This is a genomic window from Streptomyces sp. NPDC107454, assembly GCF_055582885.1.
On sequence record NZ_JBVJPA010000018.1, the window covers coordinates 191,758 to 212,177 of the forward strand.

Consider the following 20,420-nt stretch of genomic DNA (forward strand, 5'->3'; position numbering starts at 1 on the left):
CCCAGCGCCAGCCACTTGAACTAAATGAATGACACGTTCATAGTCTTGAAATCTAAGCGGATCGCGTGCGGTACGCCGCGTCCGTGGGCAAGTGAAAGAAGGGGCGATTGTGATCAAGCCGCTCGAGCTGTACCGGCGTATGGCCTTCATCCGGAGGTTCGAGGAGAAGGTCCTCGAACTGGGGCGGGAAGGGCACGTTGCCGGGTCCATCCACCTCTGCCTGGGGCAGGAGGCGATCCCGGTCGGAGCCATGGCCGCGCTGAAGCAGGGCGACCGCGTGCTGTCGACCTACCGGGGACACGGCTGGGCGCTCGCAGCGGGGGCCGACCCCTTCGCGGTCATCGCCGAGATCGCCCAGCGGGCCGAAGGCACCAACGGCGGCCGTTCGGGCTCGCCACTGCTGAGCGCACCCGAAGTCGGCTTCCTGGGTGAGAACTCCATCATCGGGGCGGGCCTACCCATCGCCGACGGTGTCGCGATGGCCTCACAGATCCGCGGCGACGGAAAGGTCGTCCTCACCTCGCTCGGCGACGGAGCCATGAACCAAGGCGCGACCACCGAGGCGATGGTGTTCGCGGCGGCGAAGAACCTCCCTGTGGTCTTCGTCTGCGAAAACAACGGCTGGTCGGAGATGACCCCGATCACCACTACGACGCGCGGCGAGCACCTCGCGACCAGGGCCCAGGGGCTCGGCATCGAGGCCCACATCGCCGACGGCAACGACCCCGTCGCCGTACGCGAGACCGTGGCGGAAGCCGCGGCCGTGTGCCGAGATGGTCGCGGTCCGGTATTCGTCGAGTTCAAGACGGCGCGGCTGTCCGGTCATTACAACAAGGATGTGCAGCACTACCGTTCCGCCCAGGACATCGAGGCGGCGGAGGCTACCGACCCGCTGAAGCGGTTCCGTGAACTCGAGGGCCTCTCGGACGCCGAGGTCGGGCAGGTCGAGGCGGAAGTGGCCGAGCAGATCGCCGACCTCGCCGAGCGTACCCGGAAGGCAGCGGTGCCGACGGGTGAAGACGTCCTGGAGCATCTCTACGCACTCGACCTGCCGAAACCCACCACGCGCGCCGCTGTCGAGCCCAAGGAAGTTCCGTACTTCAGGGCGGTCAACGAGGCGTTGAAGGACGCCATGACGCGCCGCTCCGAGGTGCTGGTGTACGGCGAGGACGTCGGCGTCGCCGGCGGGATCTTCGGGGTGACCCGCAAACTCCAGAAGGAGTTCGGCGAAGAGCGGGTCTTCGACACGCCGATCGCCGAGGCAGCCATCCTCGGCTCGGCGGTCGGCGCCGCCATGGAGGGCATGCGCCCCGTGGTCGAGATCATGTGGGCGGACTTCGCCTTCGTCGCGCTCGATCAGATCGTCAACCAGGCGTCCAACGTGCGGTACATCAACCGCGGCAAGGTGTCGGCGCCGCTGGTGATCCGGATGCAGCAGGGGGTCACGCCCGGCTCCTGTGCGCAGCACTCCCAAAGTGTTGAGGCGATCCTCGCGCATGTGCCGGGTATCAAGGTCGGCCTTCCCGCCACACCTCAGGACGCCTATTCGATGACGCTCGCGGCGATCGAGGACCCTGACCCGGTCGTACTCATCGAACACCGGTCGATGTACCAGGACTCCGGACTCGTGCGGTTCGAAGGACCGTCGGAGATCGCCGCCGGGGCCCGGTTCCACCGCGACGGACACGACGTCGCCATCATCACGTGGGGCTCGATGGTCGCGCCGGCTCTCCGCGCGGCCGAGCAACTTCAGGCCGAGGGCGTGCAGGCGACGGTCCTGGACCTGCGCTGGGTGCGCCCGCTGGACGAGTCGGCGATCGCTCGCGCCGTCAGCCAGTCCGGTGGTCGCGTCGTGGTCGCGCACGAGGCGTTCCTCCACGGGGGGTTCGGTGCCGAAGTCTCGGCGATGATCACCGAGAACCACTTCGATCAGCTGCGGCATCCCGTGGTACGCGTGGGTACGCCCGATGTGCGGATGCCCTCCGCTCCCGCCCTGCAGGAGCTTCTCCTTCCCAACGCGGAGTCGATTGCGGCGGCTGCACGCAAGGCAGTGGGAAAGTGACCGGCCTCGTCGAGTTCCTCGTCAATGTCGAAATCGACACCGGCGATCTCGACACCGCTTTCGTGGACCAGCTCCGCGCGGCGGAAGCCCGGCGTGCCGGGGAGCTGGTGGCCGACGGCAGTATCCACGCGCTGTGGCGGATCGAGGGACGGTGGGCGAACGCGGGCATCTGGCGTGCTCCTGATGAGGAAGCGCTACTGCGCAAGCTCGACAGCCTTCCATTGCGGCCGTACATGCGGATCGAGTGGGCCCAGCTCACCGAGCACCCGAGTGATCCCAGGCTCACACGCAAGCGCGATACGACGGCAAAGCCGGCGCGCGGTCGGATTCCGCTCGATCCGCTGCCATCGCTGAACCCGCGGACGCGCGGTGGCCGTGAGCGAAGAGGGCGCACCGAGCTGGCGGCGCTCCCTGTGCTGCCGGTTCGCGCGCGGGGCGAGCGACGCACGGCGTTGCTGGACACTGCGGCTACCAGGCGGCATGTCGACACCGCCGAGCGGATCACCGGTCGCATCGAGGTCGATGTCACGTCGGCGGGCGGGTGCGAGGACGCCGTATCGGCGATTGTGCAGTGCATCGGTGGTGCTGCGCGATCTTTGCCCGCTACGTGCGTCGCGTCATACGGATTCGCTTGCGTCGGCGGCCAGGTACTTCCTGACGCCCGCCCGCCGGCTGACGACGCGATCGTGATCGGCCTGGCTCACTCCGGGTGCCACGACGGTGTCGAGATCCGCCGCGAGCGCGACGACCACGATCTCGACATCCACATCGGCCCCGTCACGCCGCGCGTTGTGGCCAGGCCACTCGATGGTGGCGACGACGTCCTGGCGCTCCGCAGGCTCGTCACCATCGACGCTTCCTCTCGGTCAGCGCGGCTGTCCTCGGGCCAGATCGCGTCGCTTCTGGGCGACGTGAAGATGCGGATCGACCGGTGGGTGGCTGAACGCAATCAACGCCACGCATGACGACCACTCCGCCCCCCCCGTAGCTGACGCAAGCCGCGCGATAGCCGGTTCATCTACGACGGGCGACGCTGCCGACACCGTGGCGGACCGCTCATTCCGTACGCGGCGATGTGTCCCCCCGCGAGTTCTCACGCAGATCGCCAAATTCCAAGATCTACCCAACCGCTGACATGACGTCAGCTGCACGATGACGTGGAGGTAGTGATGTTCATGCTGGGTGGCTATTACCCGAACCCAGGGAGTTGCGAGGCCGGCGGATGATCTCATTCCTGCTGCGTCGTCTTGTGAGCGGGATCATCGTGATCATCGTTGTCACCTCCTTGGTGTTCTTCCTGACGTACGGTGCGAGTCTCGACATCGCCCGCAACATCCTGGGGCCGTCCGCATCCAACGCACAGGTCGCGGTCCTGAACGAGAAGCTCGGCCTGGACAGGCCCCTGTTCGAGCAGTACTTCGACTGGATCGCGCATGCCCTGCATGGGGACCTGGGTGTCTCCTACTTCACTTCCGAGCCCATCGGCTCGGCGATATCCAGTCGTCTCCCGGTCACATTCTCGATGGTGATCGTCGCACTCTTGATCACTCTGATCGTGAGCCTCGCGCTGGGCATCATCGCGGCGGCACGAGGTGGCGTCGTCGACCGCGTGCTGCAGTCGATCGGGACGATCTCGTACGTCTTCCCGGTCATCATCCTTGCGATCGGGCTCGTCTACCTTTTCGCCATCGTGCTGCGCTGGGTTCCCGCGATTGGGTTCGTACCCATCACCCAGTCACCGGGGGGCTGGCTAGCGTCGATCATCCTGCCTTCGATCACGCTGGCCATCGGCGGCATCGCCGGCCTCGCCGCGCAGATCCGCGGCTCGCTCGTGGACGAGCTCAGCCTGGACTACATCCGCACACTCCGCAGCCGAGGCGTTTCCGAGCGCGCGATCCTCTGCAAGCACGCGCTGCGCAACGCGGCCGGGCCGGCGCTCACCGTGTTCTCGCTCCAGTTCATCGGCATCTTCGGGGCATCGCTCTTCATTGAGCGGATATTCGCCCTGCCCGGCTACGGCGCCTACGCCATGAACGCCACCGTGCAAGGCGACCTCCCCGCGCTCCTCGGCGTCACGCTCGTCAGCGTCGTGCTCGTCGTCATCGTCAATCTGATCGTGGACATCGCGCAGGGGTGGCTGAACCCGAAGGTGAGGCTGTGATGTCGCAGCAGATGGGAACACTCACGCCAGACCAGCCGACCGTCGCACCTCCTCCCCGGAAGGGACGTGCCCTGCGCGCGCTCTTGCGCAACCCGATGGCGATCGGATCTGCCACCGTGCTGGCCGCCATGATGCTGCTCTGGCTGCTCGCCCCGCTCATCACCACCCACGCCCCCCAGTACAGCTCGACCGATCACATCAATGCGCCGGCCGGCACGCCGGGATGGCTGCTCGGCGGCGACGGCCAGGGGCTCGACATCTGGTCCCGGCTGCTCGCCTCGATCGGCGTCTCCCTCACAGCGGCGTTCATCGGAACCGCGGTCGCCGTCGTCCTCGGTGTTGTCTTCGGCCTCCTGGCCGGCTATGCGGGACGCACCACGGACTCGGTCACATCGTGGGTGTTCAACCTGGTCATGGCTCTGCCGACCCTGCTCATGCTCGTCGTACTGCTGCCCGCGACCCGAGGGTCGTACCAGCTGACGATGGTGCTTCTCGGCATCATGCTCGCACCCGGCGTCTACCGCCTCGTGCGGAACATGGTGATCGGTATCCGGCGGGAGCTGTACGTCGACGCCGCGAAGGTCGCGGGTCTGTCGACGCGGCGGATCCTGACACGGCACGTCTTCTTCGGGGTGCGCGGTCCGATCGTCATTCAGGCCGCGTTCCTCGCCACGGTCTGCATCAACGTTCAGGCCGGCCTCGCCTTTCTCGGTGTAGGTGCGAGTACCCCGAGCTTCGGCTCCATGATTTCAGCGGCTTTCGCTTCGCTGTACGGAAATCCCGTCCAGATGGTGTGGCCGACGCTCGGTCTGGTCGTCCTCACCGGGGCCTTGATCCTCTTCGCGAACGCCTACCGTGACGCCCTTGCCGGTGGTTCCGCTCCGGCGAGGCGCCGAAACCGTCGTGCGGTCAAGGGCGGTACGGAGCACGCAGACGAGGCCGCTTGCACGACGGAGCCCCCGCTTGACGAGGCGTTGCTGAGGGTGCGGGACCTACGCATCGGATATCCGCGCCCTGACAGGACACTGAAAGAGGTCGTGCACCAGGTCTCGCTGACCGTGAAGAGCGGCGAAGTCGTTGGCCTCGTCGGCGAATCGGGCTCCGGCAAGACCCAGACAGCGTTCGCGATCCTGGGCCTGCTGAACCGCCACGCCCACGTTTCCGCCAAGGAGCTGTCGCTGGGCGGCCGTCCCCTGCTGAAGCTGACGCAGGCGGAGCTTCGCGAGCTGCGTGGTCCGGACATCGCGTACATCCCACAAGAGCCGATGTCGAACCTCGACCCCTCGTTCACTGTCGGCTCCCAGCTTGTTGAGCCCTTGCGGCGCAAGATGTCCTCGGCGCAGGCGAAACAGCGCGTACTCGAGCTGCTGGCACGAGTGGGCATCCCTGACCCCGAGCGCACGTTCAACTCGTATCCGCATCAAATCTCCGGTGGCATGGCGCAGCGCGTGCTCATAGCCGGCGCTGTCGCCACGCGACCGAAGCTGCTGATCGCGGACGAACCCACCACCGCGCTCGACGTGACCGTCCAGGCCGAAATCCTCGACCTCCTCCGAGAGCTGCAGCGTGAACTCAAGATGGGCGTGCTCCTCGTCACCCACAACTTCGGTGTCGTTGCCGACCTGTGCGACCGCGTGGTCGTGATGCGGGAAGGCCGGGACATGGAGACGGGCGATGTGCGACGGATCTTCCGCCAGCCCGCACACGAGTACACGCAATCGTTGATCGATTCGATCCTCGACGCGGAGACCGTCCGCACCGATGCGCCGGCGCCCAGAGCGAAGGAAGGGGCGAGATGAACCACCTTCTACAGATCGACGACCTGAGGCTGCGCTATCCCAGTGGCCGATTCCGCCAGCGCTTGCCCGAAGTGCTCAAGGGAGTGTCCCTGTACATTGCGCCAGGTGAAACCCTCGGTCTGGTAGGCGAATCGGGGTCCGGGAAGACAACCGTCGGCCGCGCGGTGCTGGGCCTGGCACAGTCGACGGGCGGTGCGATCACCTTCGACGGCCAGGACATCACGCACCTGCCCGCAGGCCGGAAGCGGGAGAGTGCGCGCGACATCCAGGTGGTGTTCCAGGACCCCTACACCTCGCTCACCCCGGCGATGGAAGTGCGCGACATTCTCACCGAACCCCTCATCGCCCAGGGCGTCGCAAGGTCCGAAGCGGAGCGCCGCGTGGCGTCGCTCCTCGACCGCGTCGGCCTGCCGAAAGACAGCGCGGACCGATTCGCGCGGGAGTTCTCCGGCGGGCAGCGTCAGCGCATCGCGATCGCTCGTGCCCTGGTGCTCGAGCCTCGGCTCATCGTGTGCGACGAGCCGGTCTCGGCGCTGGATCTGACGACGCAGGCACGCGTGCTGGATCTGCTGATCGAGCTGCAGCGCAGTACCGGCGTCGCGTATCTCTTCATCACCCACGACCTGGCAGTTGTACGCCACATCAGCCATCGGGTGGCCGTGATGTACCGGGGCGAGATCGTCGAGACGGGTCCGGCCGACGCCGTCACGACGCACCCGCAGGACAACTACACCAAGCGTCTGCTGCTCGCCGCTCCCGTCGCCGACCCGGACGCGCAGGCCGAACGCCGCGCGGCCAGGCAGGCATTCCTCGAACGGATCGAATCCTCGGTCTCGTCCTGAGGCCGTTGACCGGACGGCCTGCCAGACCGCCGAGCATCTGGTCTTTCCCGGGCGCGAACGCCGCTCTCCCCTTGCAATACCCGTCGCTGTGACGGCAACGCAGACCATGACAGAGGAGTCACACGTGCGCGATTCAATCCGGCATCGCTGGGTCGGCCTGGCGGCCGCCGCAGCGGCCGTCGTACTTGTTCTGAGCGGATGCTCCGGCACCGCACCTGCTGAGTCCGAGAGCAAGCAACGCGTTCTCAGCATCTCCACGCGCCAGGCGCCGGCGAGCTTCGCCATCGGCAAGTACGGCGGCGGCGAGATCATGATCCAGACCTCGATCTTCGACACACTGCTCGCGTTCGACCAGCAGGGGGAGATCGTCCCGAACCTCGCGAAGAAGTTCGAGTACAACGCGGACCGTACGGTCCTCACTTTGACCATCCGGGGCGATGCCAAGTTCTCCAACGGCGAGGTCGTCAATGCCAAGGCGGTCGTCGACAACCTGATGGTGACCTTCAAATCCGGGAGCAGCGCTGGCTTCACAGGGGTGGAAACGATCAAGGCGCAGGCGGGGGACAGGGTGGTGGTCACGCTGTCGAAGCCCAACGCCTCACTTGTGCCGAGCCTGGCCGGCGTCGGTGGATTCGTCGCCGCACCCTCCACGCTCGGGACAGAGGCAGAGGCGACCAAGCCGGTGGGCTCGGGCCCGTACAAATTGAATCTGGCCAAGACCCAGATAGGCGAGAAGTACGTGCTGGACAAGGTCGACGGCCAGTGGCGGGCCGACAAGTTCCCGTTCGATCACATCGAGATCTCGGTGATCCCCGACATCACCGCCGCGGTCAACGGCCTGCAGTCCGGTCAGCTGGACCATGCGGTCGGCATCAGCCAGGACCAGTCCAAATCGCTCAAGGACCAGTTCACCACCGGCGTTGACAAGCCCACGACCTGGGGCAATATCTGGATCGCGGACCGCGAAGGCGACGTGGTGCCGGCACTCGGCGACAAGCGGGTGCGCCAGGCCATCAACATGGCCCTGGACCGCTCAGATGTGGAGAAGCTCTCACCCGGGCAGTCCCGTGGCGTCGACCAGATCTTCCAGGCCGACGGCGGTGCCTACCTGGCTGACCTGAAGGGCCGCTACCCGCACGATGTCAAGGCCGCTCGCAAGCTGATGGCGGAAGCCGGCTACGCGGACGGATTTTCGGTGACGATGCCGAGCACGCTTGCTTCGACACAGTACGAGCCGTTCCTGACCCAGTCCCTCGCTGACATCGGCATCAAGGTGAAGTGGAAGAACGTGTCGCTGCAGGACATCGTTCCCAACCTCTCATCGAAGAAGTTCGCGATGTTCTACTTCCCCTCCACGTACTCGGGTTCCGACGCTCTTGATGCCGAGTCGGCCCTTGGCCCGGTGTTCAACCCGTTCGGAACGTCGACTCCGGAGCTGACGAAGCTGCTTGACAAGGCGAACGCGACCGGTGCCAAGAACGCGTTCGCCGACGTCAACCGGTACTTCGTCGAGGAAGCCTGGTTCGCGCCGGTTGTCGCGAACACCTTTCTCTGGGCGCACAGCAAGTCGGTCGACTACACGCCCCCGATGGTCTGGGGCTACTCGGTGCAGCCCTGGACCATTGCAAAGAACTGACCACCCACGTCGCCCCGGTCGCTCTGCTGTCGCGAGGTCGCCAGCAGAGCGGTAAGGGACTGACAGCTCCAGCACAGGAGGCGTCCGTGACAGGCCGAATGGACACGTGGCCGGTTTCGTCAACGCCGAAAGAGTAGACGGAGAAGGAGGACCCGAGATGAGCAGGTTCGAAGGCAGGACCTATCTGATCACCGGCGGCGGGAAAGGCATCGCCGCCGCGCTTGTGGACCAGGTCGCAGCGGGCGGCGGCGCCGTAGCCGTGTTCGACATCGATGGTGACGCGGCGGCTGAGAAGGCGGCCAAGATCAACGCTGGCGGCGGGCGCGCGCTGGCGATCCAGGGTGACGCACGGGACGATGCGACCGTGCGATCCGCGGTCGCGGCGGTGGTCGAAGAGTTCGGGCGGATCGACGGACTCGCGGCCCTCGCGGGTGTGCTCCGTCTCGCACCGATCGCGGAGGTCCCCGACTCCCAATGGCACGAGGTCGTCGAGACCAACGTGCTGGGGCCGTTCCAGTTCATCCGCGCCGCGGTGCCGCACCTGCGGGCCGCCGGAGGTGGATCCATCGTGCTCGCGGCTTCGGCGATGGCCTTCGCGAGTAGCCCGACGGCCACGCTGTACTCGGCGTCGAAGGGCGCGATCGTCGCCATGACCAACTCGCTCGCGGTCGAACTGGCCGGCGAGCGCATCCGGGTCAACTGCTTCGCCCCGGGCACCGTACGTACGCCCATGGCTCGCGAGCTCGCCCAGATGCAGGGCGCCAGCGATATCGACGCCACAGTCGACTCCTATGGGCAGGGGCATCCCATGCTCCGCGTCATCGAGCCCGAAGAGGTTGCCCGGGTCGCGGCATTCCTCCTCAGCGATGAAGCGAGTGCGGTCACAGGATCGTGCTATGGCGTGGACGCGGGCCTGCTCGCGCACCTGGGGTGATCGGCATGCGTGAACTCACCACCATCGCGACCGGTCTGGCGTTCCCGGAGGGCCCCCGCTGGTATGACGGCTACCTGTACTTCTCCGACATGTACGGGCGGGAGGTGTTCAGGTACCGCGAAAGCACCGGCGTGGAGTCCGTGGCCGCGGTCCCCGCGCGGCCATCCGGCCTCGCCCGGGACGCCAGCGGCAAGCTGCTCGTTTCGTCGATGCTGGACCGTCGGATCGTCAGGCTCCGCGACGACGGTGGGCTGGAAACGTTCGCTGACCTGCGGGAATTGTGCCCCGGCCCGGTCAACGACATGATCGACGACGGCCGCGGCGGGCTCTACGTCGGGAACTTCGGGTTTGACGACGAGTCACGAGACGCGGTGATGACCCCGACCCGCCTCGTGCACGTGAACGCCGATGGTGTGGCCGCCCAGGTGGGCGAGCCGGTCATGTTCCCCAACGGAACGGTGGTGACGGGCGGCGGCACGACCCTGCTGGTTGCTGAGACCTTCAGTTGCCGCATCCTCGCATTCGACATCGCGGAAGACGGCTCTCTCAGCAATCGCCGCAACTGGGCCGTCTTCCACGAGCTGAAGAACGAATACGACCAGGCCGAGGCGCTCGGCAGCGGAGGGATTCTTCCCGACGGCATCTGCATCGACCGCGAAGGAGACCTCTGGGTTGCCGACGCGGGCGGCAAGGGCGCAGTGCGCGTAGCCGAAGGCGGCGAGATCCTGGACCGCGTTCCAGCACCGGACGGCAGTGCCGTGTTCGCCGTCGCTCTCGGCGGCGACCAGGAGGACACTCTATTCCTGTGCATCGGCCCTGCCATGGGCAGCGCCGACCTCGAAGTCGTACGAGCCGGCAGCCTCGCCGCATGCCGCCTGGACGGTCGGAAGGCATAAGCCCGAACGGCTGCAGTGCGTGCAACACCGCGCACAGTGCGGCGTTCACTTGACCCACACCCATCTGATCGGCAGCCCTGTCCTGCCCCCGGCATTTGCCGGTGCCGGTCGGATGGGTGTGCTCCAGCACATGAAAGGTCCAGTGCATGCAGGCTTCATCGGAATACACCGAGCCCACAGCGTTCGACGCCTCTGATCTCTTCAGCATTGAAGGACGAACCGCTGTCATCACGGGCGCAGCCCATGGCCTAGGTCTCGCGATCGCGACTGCCTTTGTCGGGGCGGGCGCGAAGGTGGGGCTCATAGATATCGACGCCGACGCGCTTGTCGGTGTCGAGGTGATGCTCAATAAGAAGGGACAGGCAGTCACCCACGCAGTGGACGTTCGTGACACGGACGCTGTGACGGCCGCGGTTCGCGCGGTCGCGTCGCAGTTCGGTGGGATCGACATCCTGGTCAACGACGCTGCGATCTTCCCTAGTGCGCCCCTGGCGGATATTGATCTCGACGAGGTTGCGACAGCACTCGATATCAACGTTGTCGGCTATCTGCGCACGGTTCAGGCAGCACTTCCATTTCTGCAGGCGAGCGGCCGCGGCCACATCATCAACTTCGGGTCGGTGACCTTCTTTCTGGGAAATCCAGACGGGCTGGGTGCCTACATCGCGACGAAGGGGGCGGTCGTCGGACTCACGCGTGCCCTCGCACGCGAGGTCAGCCCGCTGGGCGTGACGGCGAATGTCCTCGCGCCCGGCGCCTTCCCCACGCGCGCGGAGTTCGGCCTCTACGAAGACCAAGAGGCGTTCGACCGGTCGGTGGTCGAGAAGCAGTCGGTCAAGCGGCGTGGATCCGTATCCGACATTGCCGCCGCGGCCATCTACCTGGCGAGCGACGCCTCCTCCTTCGTCACAGGACAGACGCTCCTGGTCGACGGCGGGTGGACTTTCAACTGACACGGCCGCCGCGACGGCCGGCAACGCATCACGAGAGGAAGGAAATCATGGATAAGTACATGGGCAAGGACGTTGCGATGAGCGTCCTCTGCGAAGGTGCCACGACCGAGGTTCGCATCTCGCATCCCGAGGGGATCGCCGTCGACCAGGAGGGCAACATCTGGTGCGGTGGAGATCGCGGCGAGATCTACCGGATCGCCCCCGACGGAAGTAGCTGGGAGATCGTCGCGAGCACCGAGGGCTTCTGCCTGGGCATGGCCTTCGACCACAACGGTGACCTCTTCATCTGCGACATGAAGCATGCCGCGGTGTTCCGCCTCGAGGTGGCAACCCGCACGCTCACTCTCTTCGCGGACGGCGTCGAAGGACATCGGTTCCTCCTGCCCAACTACCCGGCCTTCGACCGCCAGGGCCGCCTGTTCGTGTCCGACAGCTGGAAGTTCGACGAACCAGGCCCCGGCATCCTCGTCTTCAATCCCGACGGATCCGGGGAGGTCTGGCACGAAGGGCCGTTCACCTTCGCCAACGGGCTGGCGTTCAGCCCGGACGGATCGACGCTCTACGTCGTTGAGACCTTCCGTAACGCCATCAGCGCCATAGCGGTGGAGGCCGACGGCTCGGCGGGGGACAAGCGCGACCTCGCCATCCTGCCCGGCATCTATCCCGACGGGCTCGCTGTGGGCGAGGACGGGTCGGTCTTCGTGGGTTGCTACGAACCGAGCAAGGTGCTCAACGTCTCGTTGGACGGCACTGCCACCGTCGTCGGCGAGGATGACTCGGCCCACACGCTCGCCCACCCCACGAACCTTGCCTTCCAGGGCCATCGCCTGTTGTCGAGCAACCTCGGCCGGTGGCATGTCACCGAACTCGCGGTGAACCTCGGCGGCGTCCCCCTCCCGCCGAAGTGACCACAGGAACGCCGGAACGGCGTATGGCCAAGGCCAAGGCGATAGTCAAGACCACCAGGGGCGCCGGCGGTGTGGAAATCCGTGACGTCTCCGTGCGCCCGCCGAGGGCGGGTGAGGCGGTGGTGGAGGTCGCCGCGGCAGGGGTGTGCGGGACCGATCTGCACATCATGGACGGCGAATGGCCTACTGAGCCCCCCGTGGTCATGGGGCACGAGACGAGCGGCACGGTCGTCGAGTGCGGCGACGGAGTCGGCGACGAGTGGCTCGGTGCGCGCGTGGTCGCGGAGGTCATCGTCGCAGACGGTACATGTCGCAACTGTCTGCGAGGCAGGCGCAACCTTTGTGAGAAACGCCGAGCCATAGGACGCCTCGCCGATGGCGCATTCACCAGGCACCTCACCATCCCGGTGCAGAACCTGCACCTGGTGCCCGACGGCCTCGAACTCCTCGACGCGGCGCTCGCCGAACCGCTCGCCTGTGTGCTCGGTGCGCTCGACTTCCCGCCCGTGGTAGCGCCCGGTGACCGTGTACTCGTGACCGGCCCCGGAACCGTCGGACTGCTGGCCGCGCAGGTGGCACGCCTGGCGGGAGGCACGCCGACGGTCGCCGGCACACCACGGGACTCGAAGCGGCTCACGGTAGCTCGGAATCTCGGATTCCCTGTCGTGGGAGACTCCGCGCCCCTCGACGCGAGCGCGGTCCGCGAACAGTTCGACGTCGTCATCGAGTGCTCCGGGGCAGTGGCTGCGGCGAATCTGTGCCTCACGGCCTGCGCGAAAGCCGGAACCTACGTTCAGCTCGGCATCTTCGGAGCCCCCGCGCCCATCGACATGGACCAGTTCTGCCTCAAGGGGCTGTCCCTCAAGACGTATTACGGCGCGTCACCGCATGCCCTCGACAAGGCGCTGCTGCTGCTGGCCGGCGGAGGGGTCGCAGCTCGTCCCCTCATCAGCCGGGTCGCCGCACTTGACGACTGGGAGTCCGTCTTCGAGCAGACACGCTCCGGCTCCGGACTGAAGTTCATCTTCGATCCGACCCTGTAGACCCAGCCCCTCGAGGCCACTCAACGGAGAATAGGCACTCTCATGACACACCGCACCACGCGGCATACCGTCCTCCTGGACGGCGTGTGGGACGTGGCGGACACCGTCTCCGCAACCGAACCGCCGACCGAGTACCAGCACCGCGTCCCCATGCCGGCCCTGACCCATTCGTCGACGCCGGAGTTCCCCGGAATCGACGAGTTCGTGACCCCCGAGTACGAGGTCGTCAAGGGACTCGTCGGCCTCCCATCGGACCCGCACCGCTTCACCGACGCCGGCACCCCGGGCCACCCGCGGAACTACTTCTGGTATCGCACGACCTTCGAGGCCCCTGCGCCGCGCGACGTCGCCACACTGCGGGTGAGTATTAGGGGTTCGGCCAGGAGTTCAGGGATGGGTGGGCGGGGCTTCTCTCCGTGTCGAATCCACCGACTCACGCGCGAGCGGTCGACAGCGACACTGCGGTGTCCCTTTTCCTGAGCCCGGGTGTTGATGCGGCGGGCCGTCTCACTATTGGTCCAACGGGCCGTGGCAAGGGCAAGCGCGAGTGGGTAGTTCGGTGTGTTCAAGTCTCACCACCTGGGCGACCGAGCCTGGCCTGGGGTGGGTGGCGGTGTTGCGAATGTATTCGCAACACCGCAGGTCGTAGACCGTGCGGGGGGGGAGGAAGGGACGGTGGCGGTGCGCCCCCAACCAGGGTGCGCTGGTTGCCAGTTGAGACGGCGGAAGTCGTCGTCGAGGAGGCTGTTTCATGGCAGAATCCGCAGTCCCGAAGATCGTTCCCAGCCTGTCGGCCGGTGAAGCGATCGACCTGACCCGTCCGCATTTCGTCGGGATCGCCGGTACGGGCATGCTGCCCGTAGCCCGCTTGTGCGTCGAGCGCGGGTTCGCCGTCTCCGGCAGTGACACCAAGGCCTCGGAGCGTATGGAGGAACTGGCCCGCCTGGGGGTGACTGTGCACATCGGACACGCCGCAGAGCAGGTACCCGCGGGCGTGACCGCGGTGGTGTTCACTCACGCCATCGAATCCGACAACCCCGAGATCCTTGCAGCCCTGGAGCGGGGCGTTCCCGTCGTGCACCGTGCACCGTGCACCGTGCAGCGGCACTGGACGCCCTGATGACCGGGCACATGGCGGTCGGCGTGCTGGGCACGCACGGCAAGTCCAGCACATCGGGCATGCTGGCCGTCACGTTGAGCCGCATGGGCCAGAGCCCGTCGTACATGGTGGGCGCGGACATCGAGGGGCCGGGCAGCGGAGGACGCGCGGGCAGCAGCAGCCTGTTCGTCGCGGAGATCGACGAGTCGGACCGCACGCTCCTCGGGGTGGGCGTGAATGTGGCGGTCGTCACGAACATCGGGTACGACCACCCGGAGAACTACGCCAACGCCGCGGAGTACGTGGACGTGTTCGAGGCGTTCGTGCGGGGCATGCGGGCGGGCGGCGCAGTGGTGCTGAACGCTGACTCGCCTGGCTGCCGCGACCTGCAGTCCCGGCTGAGTGCCGGGGACGGCCCACGGGTGGTGACGTTCGGAGAGTCGACGGACGCGGACTGGCGCCTGACGGAGATGGCCTGCACGGGCAGGCGCAGCACGGCGCTGCTGTGCGGGCCGCAGGGCCAGGAATTCCACCTGGCTCTGCGGATTCCGGGCGTCCATCAGTTGCTGAACGCCGCTGCAACGATGGCGGCCCTGGCCGTTCTGGGCCAGGACCTCGACCTGGCGGTGGAGGAGCTGGGCTACTTCGACGGCGTTCAGAGGCGGATGAGCTCGGCGGGCATGATGGCGGGCGTGCGGATCTACGACTCCTACGCCCACCACCCCACCGAGATCACGGCCGATCTGAAGGCCGCCCGCGCCCTCCTCACCGGGCAGGGGCGGGTGATCACGGTGTTCCGCCCCACCGGTCAGGCCCGGCTCGACGCCTTCGGCACCGAGTTCGCAACGGCACTGGCGAGCAGCGACGCCGTAGTGCTGACAGGCGACGCCCGGAGCATCAGTGAGGCGTCGCTGCGTGAGGTGTCCGTCTCCATCGGCCAGGCCGGCGGCGCGGTCTTGGCCGTGGAGACAGCGCGGGAGAGGGCCGTGATGTGCGCCTCGACTGCGGCCCGGGAGGGCGACGTGGTGGTGCTCATGGGGACTGGCGACCTGAACGAGTGTGGCGTGCTGCTCAGGCGCGCACTGTCCGATCTGACACCCACGGTGGTCTAGGCGCCCGCTGTCTCGGGGTCCGGTTGCAGCAGCGCGTCGGCGAGCTGCTGCAGCTGGACCCCTCGGGATGCCTTGACCAGTACGACGTCCCCGGGCCGGAGGGTGGAGTGCAGAAGATGCAGTGCGGTCTCCTGGTCGGGCACGTGGACGGCCGTCGCGCCGGCGGCACTCGCGGCCTTCTGTACCCATCCGGCCTCGTCCCCTCCCACCATGATGAGCTGGTCCAGATCGAGTCCGGCGGCGTGCCGTCCGATGTCCTCGTGCGCGGTGCGCTCGTCGTCGCCCAGCTCGTTCATCCGCCCCAGCACTGCAATGGCGCGCTGGTTGCGGCCGCGGGTCATCGTGGCGAGAGCGTCGAGCGAGGAGCGCATCGAGTGGGGATTCGCGTTGTAGGCGTCGTTGACGATCGTGACGCCGTCGGCTCGAGTGTGGGTTTCCATTCGCCAGCGTGACTGGGTGGTGGCTGCGGACAGGAGTTCGGCGATCTGGTCGACGTCGAGTCCGGCTTCGCGGGCCACGGCGGCTGCCGCGAGACTGTTGTGGACCTGAACATGTCCGACGAGTTGGAGGTCGACCCGCGCTTCGCCCTCGGGGGTCTGCAGCGTGTAGGAGGCCTTGCCGTGCTCGCCAAGGACGACGGCGACGGCGAGCAATGCTCAAGACCTAATAGCAGTGCACGGTGACGGGTGACCCCTACTCAAGACTCGGAGCCGGACTCCTCTCCACAGGCAGAGGGCCCCGCCGCCGTGCCCTCGCGGACGGCGCGTGTCGATCGCCTCCGCGGGGGCACTGATGATCGTGACCCGAGCCGCCCGTACGACCACCCGCTCCTCAACACGCGAGCCGCAGAGCTCTCTCCGAAGACCGGGGCCGTGCGGTCAGCTGGGGCCACGAACAGCTCATCGGATGTCGGGCCGCCGAGCCCTCCTATTAGGTCGCTGCGTGTCCCCGCACAGGCTCACACGCTGGGCAAACACTAGGAGAGAGGACACAGGATTGACGATCACCTGCGGGATCGACTGGGCGGAAAACCATCATGACGTGGCTCTGGTGGACGAGGCCGGGCAGCTCGTCGCCAAGAGGCACATCGGCGACGACGCGGAAGGCTACCGCCAGCTGCTGAACATGCTGGCCGAGGCTGGAGACAGTCCGAAAAACCCCATCCCGGTCGCGGTCGAGACCGTACGGGGCCTGCTGTTCGCCTGCCTGCGCTCCACCGGCCGGAAGGTGTACTCGATCAACCCGATGGCGGTCGCCCGCTATCGAGAGCGCCATCGCGTCACCCGCGCCAAGTCCGACCATGCCGACGCCATGGCGCTGGCCAACATTCTGCGGACGGACGCGGACGTCCACCGTCCGCTGTCCGCCGACTCCGAGCTCGCCCAGGCCATCTCGGTGCTCGCCCGCGCCCAGCAGGACGCGGTCTGGAACCGGGCCCAGCTAAACAACCAGCTCCGCTCGCACCTCAAGCAGTACTTCCCGGCCGCCCTGGCGGCCTTCCAAGTCCGGGGCATCGGACTGGACTCCCGGGAGGCGAGGACCGTGCTCGCTGCGGCTCCGGACCCCACGGCGGCCGCGCGACTGACGCGCGCCCAGTTGCGGTCGCTGCTGCGCAAGTCGGGACGGCAGCGCAACATCGACACCTGGATCGAACGTCTGCGGACTATCTTCACCGGCGACTACCTCCACCAGCTCCCCCTGGTCGAGCAGGCCATGGGACACCAGACCGCCGCTCTGGTAGGGCAGTTGGATGCTGCCTGCCGAGCGGCGGACGACCTTGCCGGTGCGGCAGCTGAGGCGTTCGACCAGCACCCGGACGCCGAGATCCTCAGCAGTTTCCCGGGCATCGGCCCGCTCACCGGCGCCCGCGTGCTGGGCGAGATCGGTGATGACCGCTCCCGCTTCCGCGATGCCCGCGCCCTCAAGGCATACGCCGGAGCCGCGCCGATCACCGTCGCCAGCGGCAAGAGCCACGCCGTGCGCCACCGCCGCGTGAAGAACCAGCGGCTGGCCGCCGCCGGCTACGTGTGGATCTTCGGAGCCCTGCCTTCACCACAGGTGAAGGAGCACTACGACCGGCGCAGAGCCCGAGGAGACCGGCACACCGCCGCCATGCGGCACGTGTTCAACCGACTCCTGGGCTGCCTGCACCACTGCCTGGCGACCGGCCAGAAGTTCGATCCCACCAAGGCATTCCCAGCTCTCGCGCCAGCCACTACTTGACTTCTTACCAAGCTCGGATGTCTGTGGATCGGACCCGGGTTGGACGCGAGGGGGCGTACCTTCCCGGGTGATCGATTGACTGGAATCGAGTACGCCGACGTTGGCCCGTCGGCTGGGAAGGTACGCCCATGCTCACGGTAATCACCGAGGACGGCTCGACGCGAGGAGGGTCCCTGATCGACGAGATCGTCCGGGAGGGTGCCAGGCGGATGCTGGCCGCTGCCCTGGAGGCTGAAGTCGACGCCTGCATAACTGAGTTGGCCGACCAGCGGGACGAGAACGGTCGCCGTCTGGTCGTGCGCAACGGCCACCACCAGCCAAGGTCGGTCACCACCTCTGCCGGGACCGTCGAGGTCAAGGCTCCGCGGGTCAACGACAAGCGCATCGACGAGGCGACGGGCGAGCGCAAGCGGTTCTCCTCGGCGATCCTGCCGCCCTGGGCGAGGAGGTCCCCGAAGATCAGCGAAGTGCTGCCGCTGCTTTACCTCCACGGTCTTTCCAGCGGCGACTTTGTGCCCGCGCTGGAGCAGTTCCTCGGCTCCTCGGCCGGGCTGTCGCCCGCCACGGTGACCCGGCTGACCACCCAGTGGCAGGCCGACCGCAAGGCATTCGGCGAGCGCGACCTGTCCGCCACCGACTACGTCTACGTCTGGGCCGACGGCATCCACCTGCGCATACGCCTGGAGGAGGCCAAGGCCGCCGTCCTGGTTGTGATGGGTGTGCGCGCGGACGGCACCAAGGAACTGATCGCCATGGCCGACGGCTACCGCGAATCCGCGGAGTCCTGGGCAAGCCTGCTGCGGGATGCCGCCCGACGCGGCATGCGCGCTCCCGTCCTCGCCGTCGGCGACGGCGCCCTTGGCTTCTGGAACGCGCTCAACGAGGTCTTCCCCACCACCCGTCACCAGCGGTGTTGGGTTCACAAAACGGCAAATGTCCTCGACAGCCTGCCGAAGTCGGCCCAGTCGGCGGCGAAGAAGGCCATCCAGGACATCTACAACGCCGAGGACAAGGAGAACGCGGCCGAAGCGGTCAAGGCGTTCGCCAAGCAGTACGGGACGAAGTTCCCCAAGGCCGTCAAGAAGATCGCCGATGACGAGGCCGAGCTGCTGGCGTTCTACGACTTCCCCGCCGAGCACTGGATCCACTTGCGGACCACCAACCCGATCGAGTCGACCTTCGCGACCGTCCGTCTGCGGACGAAGGTCACCAAGGGCGCCGGCTCCCGAACTGCCGCTCTGGCGATGGTGTTCAAGCTTGTCGAGTCCGCCCAGGCCCGCTGGCGAGCCGTGAACGCACCCCACCTGGTCGCACTCGTCCGAGCTGGAGCCCGCTTCGAACGCGGCCACCTCGTCGAACGCTCCGAGAACCTCGCGGCATGAACAAGTCCACTGCAGATATACAGATCTGCCTGAGTGTTGGGTCGGGGCGCGCCCTCTTGTGTTAAAGGTCCGCTACGAGAAGTCGGTAGCCGACGTCGAGTGCTTCGCAGTTGAGCAGGTCAGCATGGCGTTCGTGCCACAGGCCGGAGGACAGGTCGCTGGACAGCCGGGCCAGACCTGGGCGGAGGACCTCTTCGCCGGCCTGGGCGAGCATCGAGATGCCTGCTCGCACTCTCGGATCGAGGTATGCCTCAGGTCGGTGCCAGAAGGCAGCGCCGAAGCCGTCGGTGCAGTCGTGCGGGATCGAGACCGTCTCGACGCGGGAGTCTCCCAGCAGCTCAATCAGCCGATCGATAGGGACGGACCGTGTGTCGGTGAACGCGGCTACCTCGGGCAGGTACTCGTCCAGCAGCCAAAATCTGCGGAAGATGGCCTGGTCCCAAGTGAAGATGACGACGCGTTGCCGGGCGATCCGAAGGAGTTCCCCGATACCGGCTTCCAGGTTCGTCCAGTGGTGCACGGTCAGCAGGGCCATCACCGCGTCGGCCGAATTGTCAGCGAGGGGAATCGACTCTGCGGAGACCTGCAGAGCCCGCGCAGATCCGGCCGGACGTTGGGCGATCATCACTGCACTGGGTTCAACCGCCAACACCGTTTGCGGTGGTTCGTAGGAGCCAGCGCCAGCACCGACGTTGACGACAGTGCTGGCATCGCCGAGCGCCTCGTGGATCTTGACAGCGATCCGGTGGTCGGGGCGTCGCGTGTGATTGTAGGTCGCACCGATGCGGTCATACGTCGTCACGACTGCCAGTATGCCTCGCCACTCACCATCTACCGTTGCTGATGAGCCATCCACAAGTATTGACAATTTCTCTCCTCCGGAGTTCCGAGCGCGTGCCATCGCGCTGGTCCGCGCCGGCAAGCAGGCCAAACAGACGGCGGTTGAGCTCGGCATCCATCCCGTCACGTTGTCGAAGTGGTTGCGGCAAGACGACATCGACAACGGGCGGCGACCGGGAACGCCGTCGAGCGAATCTGCTGAGTTGCGGGCCGCTCGCCGGCGGATCCATGAGCTGGAAACCGAGCTGGCGATCGTCCGGCAGACGGCGAAGTTCCTTGGCAAGGACAAGCCGGCCCCAAAAGGCTCTACCCGGTGATCGACCGGCTCGTCGATGCCGGGGCACCGGTCGACAGGTGCTGCCGGATCCTTGGCGTCGCCCGGCAGAACTACTACAAGCACAAGCGCACACCGACCACTCCACGGCAGCTACGGCGGGACTGGCTGACCGGACTGATCCGAGAGGTTCACGTCGCTTCCCGCGGCACCTACGGCTACCGCCGCATCCACGCCGAGCTCACCCTGGGCATGG

Annotated in this window: 18 protein-coding genes and 1 pseudogene; 17 read left to right on the top strand and 2 right to left on the bottom strand. The window is 66.8% G+C overall.

What is annotated here, in order from left to right; all coding sequences use genetic code 11:
- The first annotated feature begins 109 nt into the window (after positions 1–109).
- The 14 genes from ACZ69M_RS39440 to ACZ69M_RS39505 all read left to right on the top strand — a co-directional run bounded on the left by ACZ69M_RS39440 (position 110) and on the right by ACZ69M_RS39505 (position 15,445).
- Positions 110–2,062: an alpha-ketoacid dehydrogenase subunit alpha/beta gene (locus ACZ69M_RS39440; RefSeq protein WP_470057676.1), complete on the top strand. Its 1,953-nt coding sequence runs from the start codon at positions 110–112 to the stop codon at positions 2,060–2,062.
- Positions 2,059–3,027, top strand: a complete 969-nt coding sequence (locus tag ACZ69M_RS39445) for a muconolactone Delta-isomerase (protein ID WP_470057678.1) — start codon at positions 2,059–2,061, stop codon at positions 3,025–3,027. Before ACZ69M_RS39440 ends, ACZ69M_RS39445 begins: the two co-directional genes overlap by 4 nt.
- Positions 3,028–3,284: 257 nt before the next feature.
- Positions 3,285–4,223 carry an ABC transporter permease gene (locus ACZ69M_RS39450; RefSeq protein WP_470057679.1) on the top strand — a complete coding sequence of 313 codons (939 nt, stop codon included), beginning with the start codon at positions 3,285–3,287 and terminating at the stop codon, positions 4,221–4,223.
- An 11-nt stretch (positions 4,224–4,234) separates the two neighbouring features.
- A complete protein-coding gene (locus ACZ69M_RS39455; RefSeq protein WP_470057720.1) occupies positions 4,235–6,022 on the top strand; it encodes a dipeptide/oligopeptide/nickel ABC transporter permease/ATP-binding protein in 1,788 nt (595 codons plus the stop codon).
- Positions 6,019–6,864 (top strand): ATP-binding cassette domain-containing protein, encoded by an 846-nt coding sequence (locus ACZ69M_RS39460; RefSeq protein ID WP_470057681.1) that lies wholly within the window; start codon positions 6,019–6,021, stop codon positions 6,862–6,864. Before ACZ69M_RS39455 ends, ACZ69M_RS39460 begins: the two co-directional genes overlap by 4 nt.
- A 124-nt stretch (positions 6,865–6,988) precedes the next feature.
- The gene (locus tag ACZ69M_RS39465; protein ID WP_470057682.1) at positions 6,989–8,500 is read left to right on the top strand and encodes an ABC transporter substrate-binding protein; all 1,512 of its coding nucleotides are present in this window, start codon (positions 6,989–6,991) and stop codon (positions 8,498–8,500) included.
- A 157-nt stretch (positions 8,501–8,657) separates the two neighbouring features.
- Complete coding sequence (locus ACZ69M_RS39470; protein ID WP_470057684.1) at positions 8,658–9,434, top strand: SDR family NAD(P)-dependent oxidoreductase; 777 nt, start codon at positions 8,658–8,660, stop codon at positions 9,432–9,434.
- A gap of 5 nt (positions 9,435–9,439) precedes the next feature.
- Positions 9,440–10,330, top strand: coding sequence for an SMP-30/gluconolactonase/LRE family protein (locus ACZ69M_RS39475; protein WP_470057686.1), 891 nt, complete (start codon positions 9,440–9,442; stop codon positions 10,328–10,330).
- A gap of 146 nt (positions 10,331–10,476) precedes the next feature.
- On the top strand, positions 10,477–11,283 hold the full coding sequence (locus tag ACZ69M_RS39480; RefSeq protein ID WP_470057688.1) for an SDR family NAD(P)-dependent oxidoreductase: 807 nt from the start codon (positions 10,477–10,479) through the stop codon (positions 11,281–11,283).
- Positions 11,284–11,330: 47 nt separating this feature from the next.
- Positions 11,331–12,191, top strand: coding sequence for an SMP-30/gluconolactonase/LRE family protein (locus ACZ69M_RS39485; protein ID WP_470057690.1), 861 nt, complete (start codon positions 11,331–11,333; stop codon positions 12,189–12,191).
- Positions 12,192–12,214: 23 nt separating this feature from the next.
- The gene (locus ACZ69M_RS39490; protein ID WP_470057691.1) at positions 12,215–13,234 is read left to right on the top strand and encodes a zinc-dependent alcohol dehydrogenase; all 1,020 of its coding nucleotides are present in this window, start codon (positions 12,215–12,217) and stop codon (positions 13,232–13,234) included.
- A gap of 42 nt (positions 13,235–13,276) precedes the next feature.
- Positions 13,277–13,714, top strand: a complete 438-nt coding sequence (locus ACZ69M_RS39495; RefSeq protein ID WP_470057693.1) for a hypothetical protein — start codon at positions 13,277–13,279, stop codon at positions 13,712–13,714.
- A 271-nt stretch (positions 13,715–13,985) separates the two neighbouring features.
- Complete coding sequence (locus tag ACZ69M_RS39500) at positions 13,986–14,354, top strand: Mur ligase domain-containing protein (protein WP_470057694.1); 369 nt, start codon at positions 13,986–13,988, stop codon at positions 14,352–14,354.
- Positions 14,324–15,445 carry a Mur ligase family protein gene (locus ACZ69M_RS39505; protein WP_470057696.1) on the top strand — a complete coding sequence of 374 codons (1,122 nt, stop codon included), beginning with the start codon at positions 14,324–14,326 and terminating at the stop codon, positions 15,443–15,445. The genes ACZ69M_RS39500 and ACZ69M_RS39505 overlap by 31 nt, the downstream gene beginning before the upstream one ends.
- Here ACZ69M_RS39505 and ACZ69M_RS39510 read toward each other — a convergent pair.
- Entirely contained in the window at positions 15,442–16,098 is a 657-nt protein-coding gene (locus tag ACZ69M_RS39510; protein ID WP_470057698.1) for a glutamate ligase domain-containing protein, read from the bottom strand. The genes ACZ69M_RS39505 and ACZ69M_RS39510 overlap by 4 nt on opposite strands.
- Before the next feature lie 343 nt (positions 16,099–16,441).
- On the opposite strand from ACZ69M_RS39510, the gene ACZ69M_RS39515 reads away from it, so the two are divergent.
- Positions 16,442–17,668: an IS110 family RNA-guided transposase gene (locus ACZ69M_RS39515; protein WP_470057700.1), complete on the top strand. Its 1,227-nt coding sequence runs from the start codon at positions 16,442–16,444 to the stop codon at positions 17,666–17,668.
- A 128-nt stretch (positions 17,669–17,796) separates the two neighbouring features.
- Entirely contained in the window at positions 17,797–19,050 is a 1,254-nt protein-coding gene (locus tag ACZ69M_RS39520; protein WP_470057701.1) for an IS256 family transposase, read from the top strand.
- 61 nt (positions 19,051–19,111) lie between these two features.
- On the opposite strand, the gene ACZ69M_RS39525 is transcribed toward ACZ69M_RS39520, so the two are convergent.
- Positions 19,112–19,852 carry a class I SAM-dependent methyltransferase gene (locus ACZ69M_RS39525; RefSeq protein ID WP_470057703.1) on the bottom strand — a complete coding sequence of 247 codons (741 nt, stop codon included), beginning with the start codon at positions 19,850–19,852 and terminating at the stop codon, positions 19,112–19,114.
- A gap of 58 nt (positions 19,853–19,910) precedes the next feature.
- Here ACZ69M_RS39525 and ACZ69M_RS39530 point away from each other — a divergent pair.
- Positions 19,911–20,420, top strand: a pseudogene (locus ACZ69M_RS39530) (transposase); the annotation flags it as partial.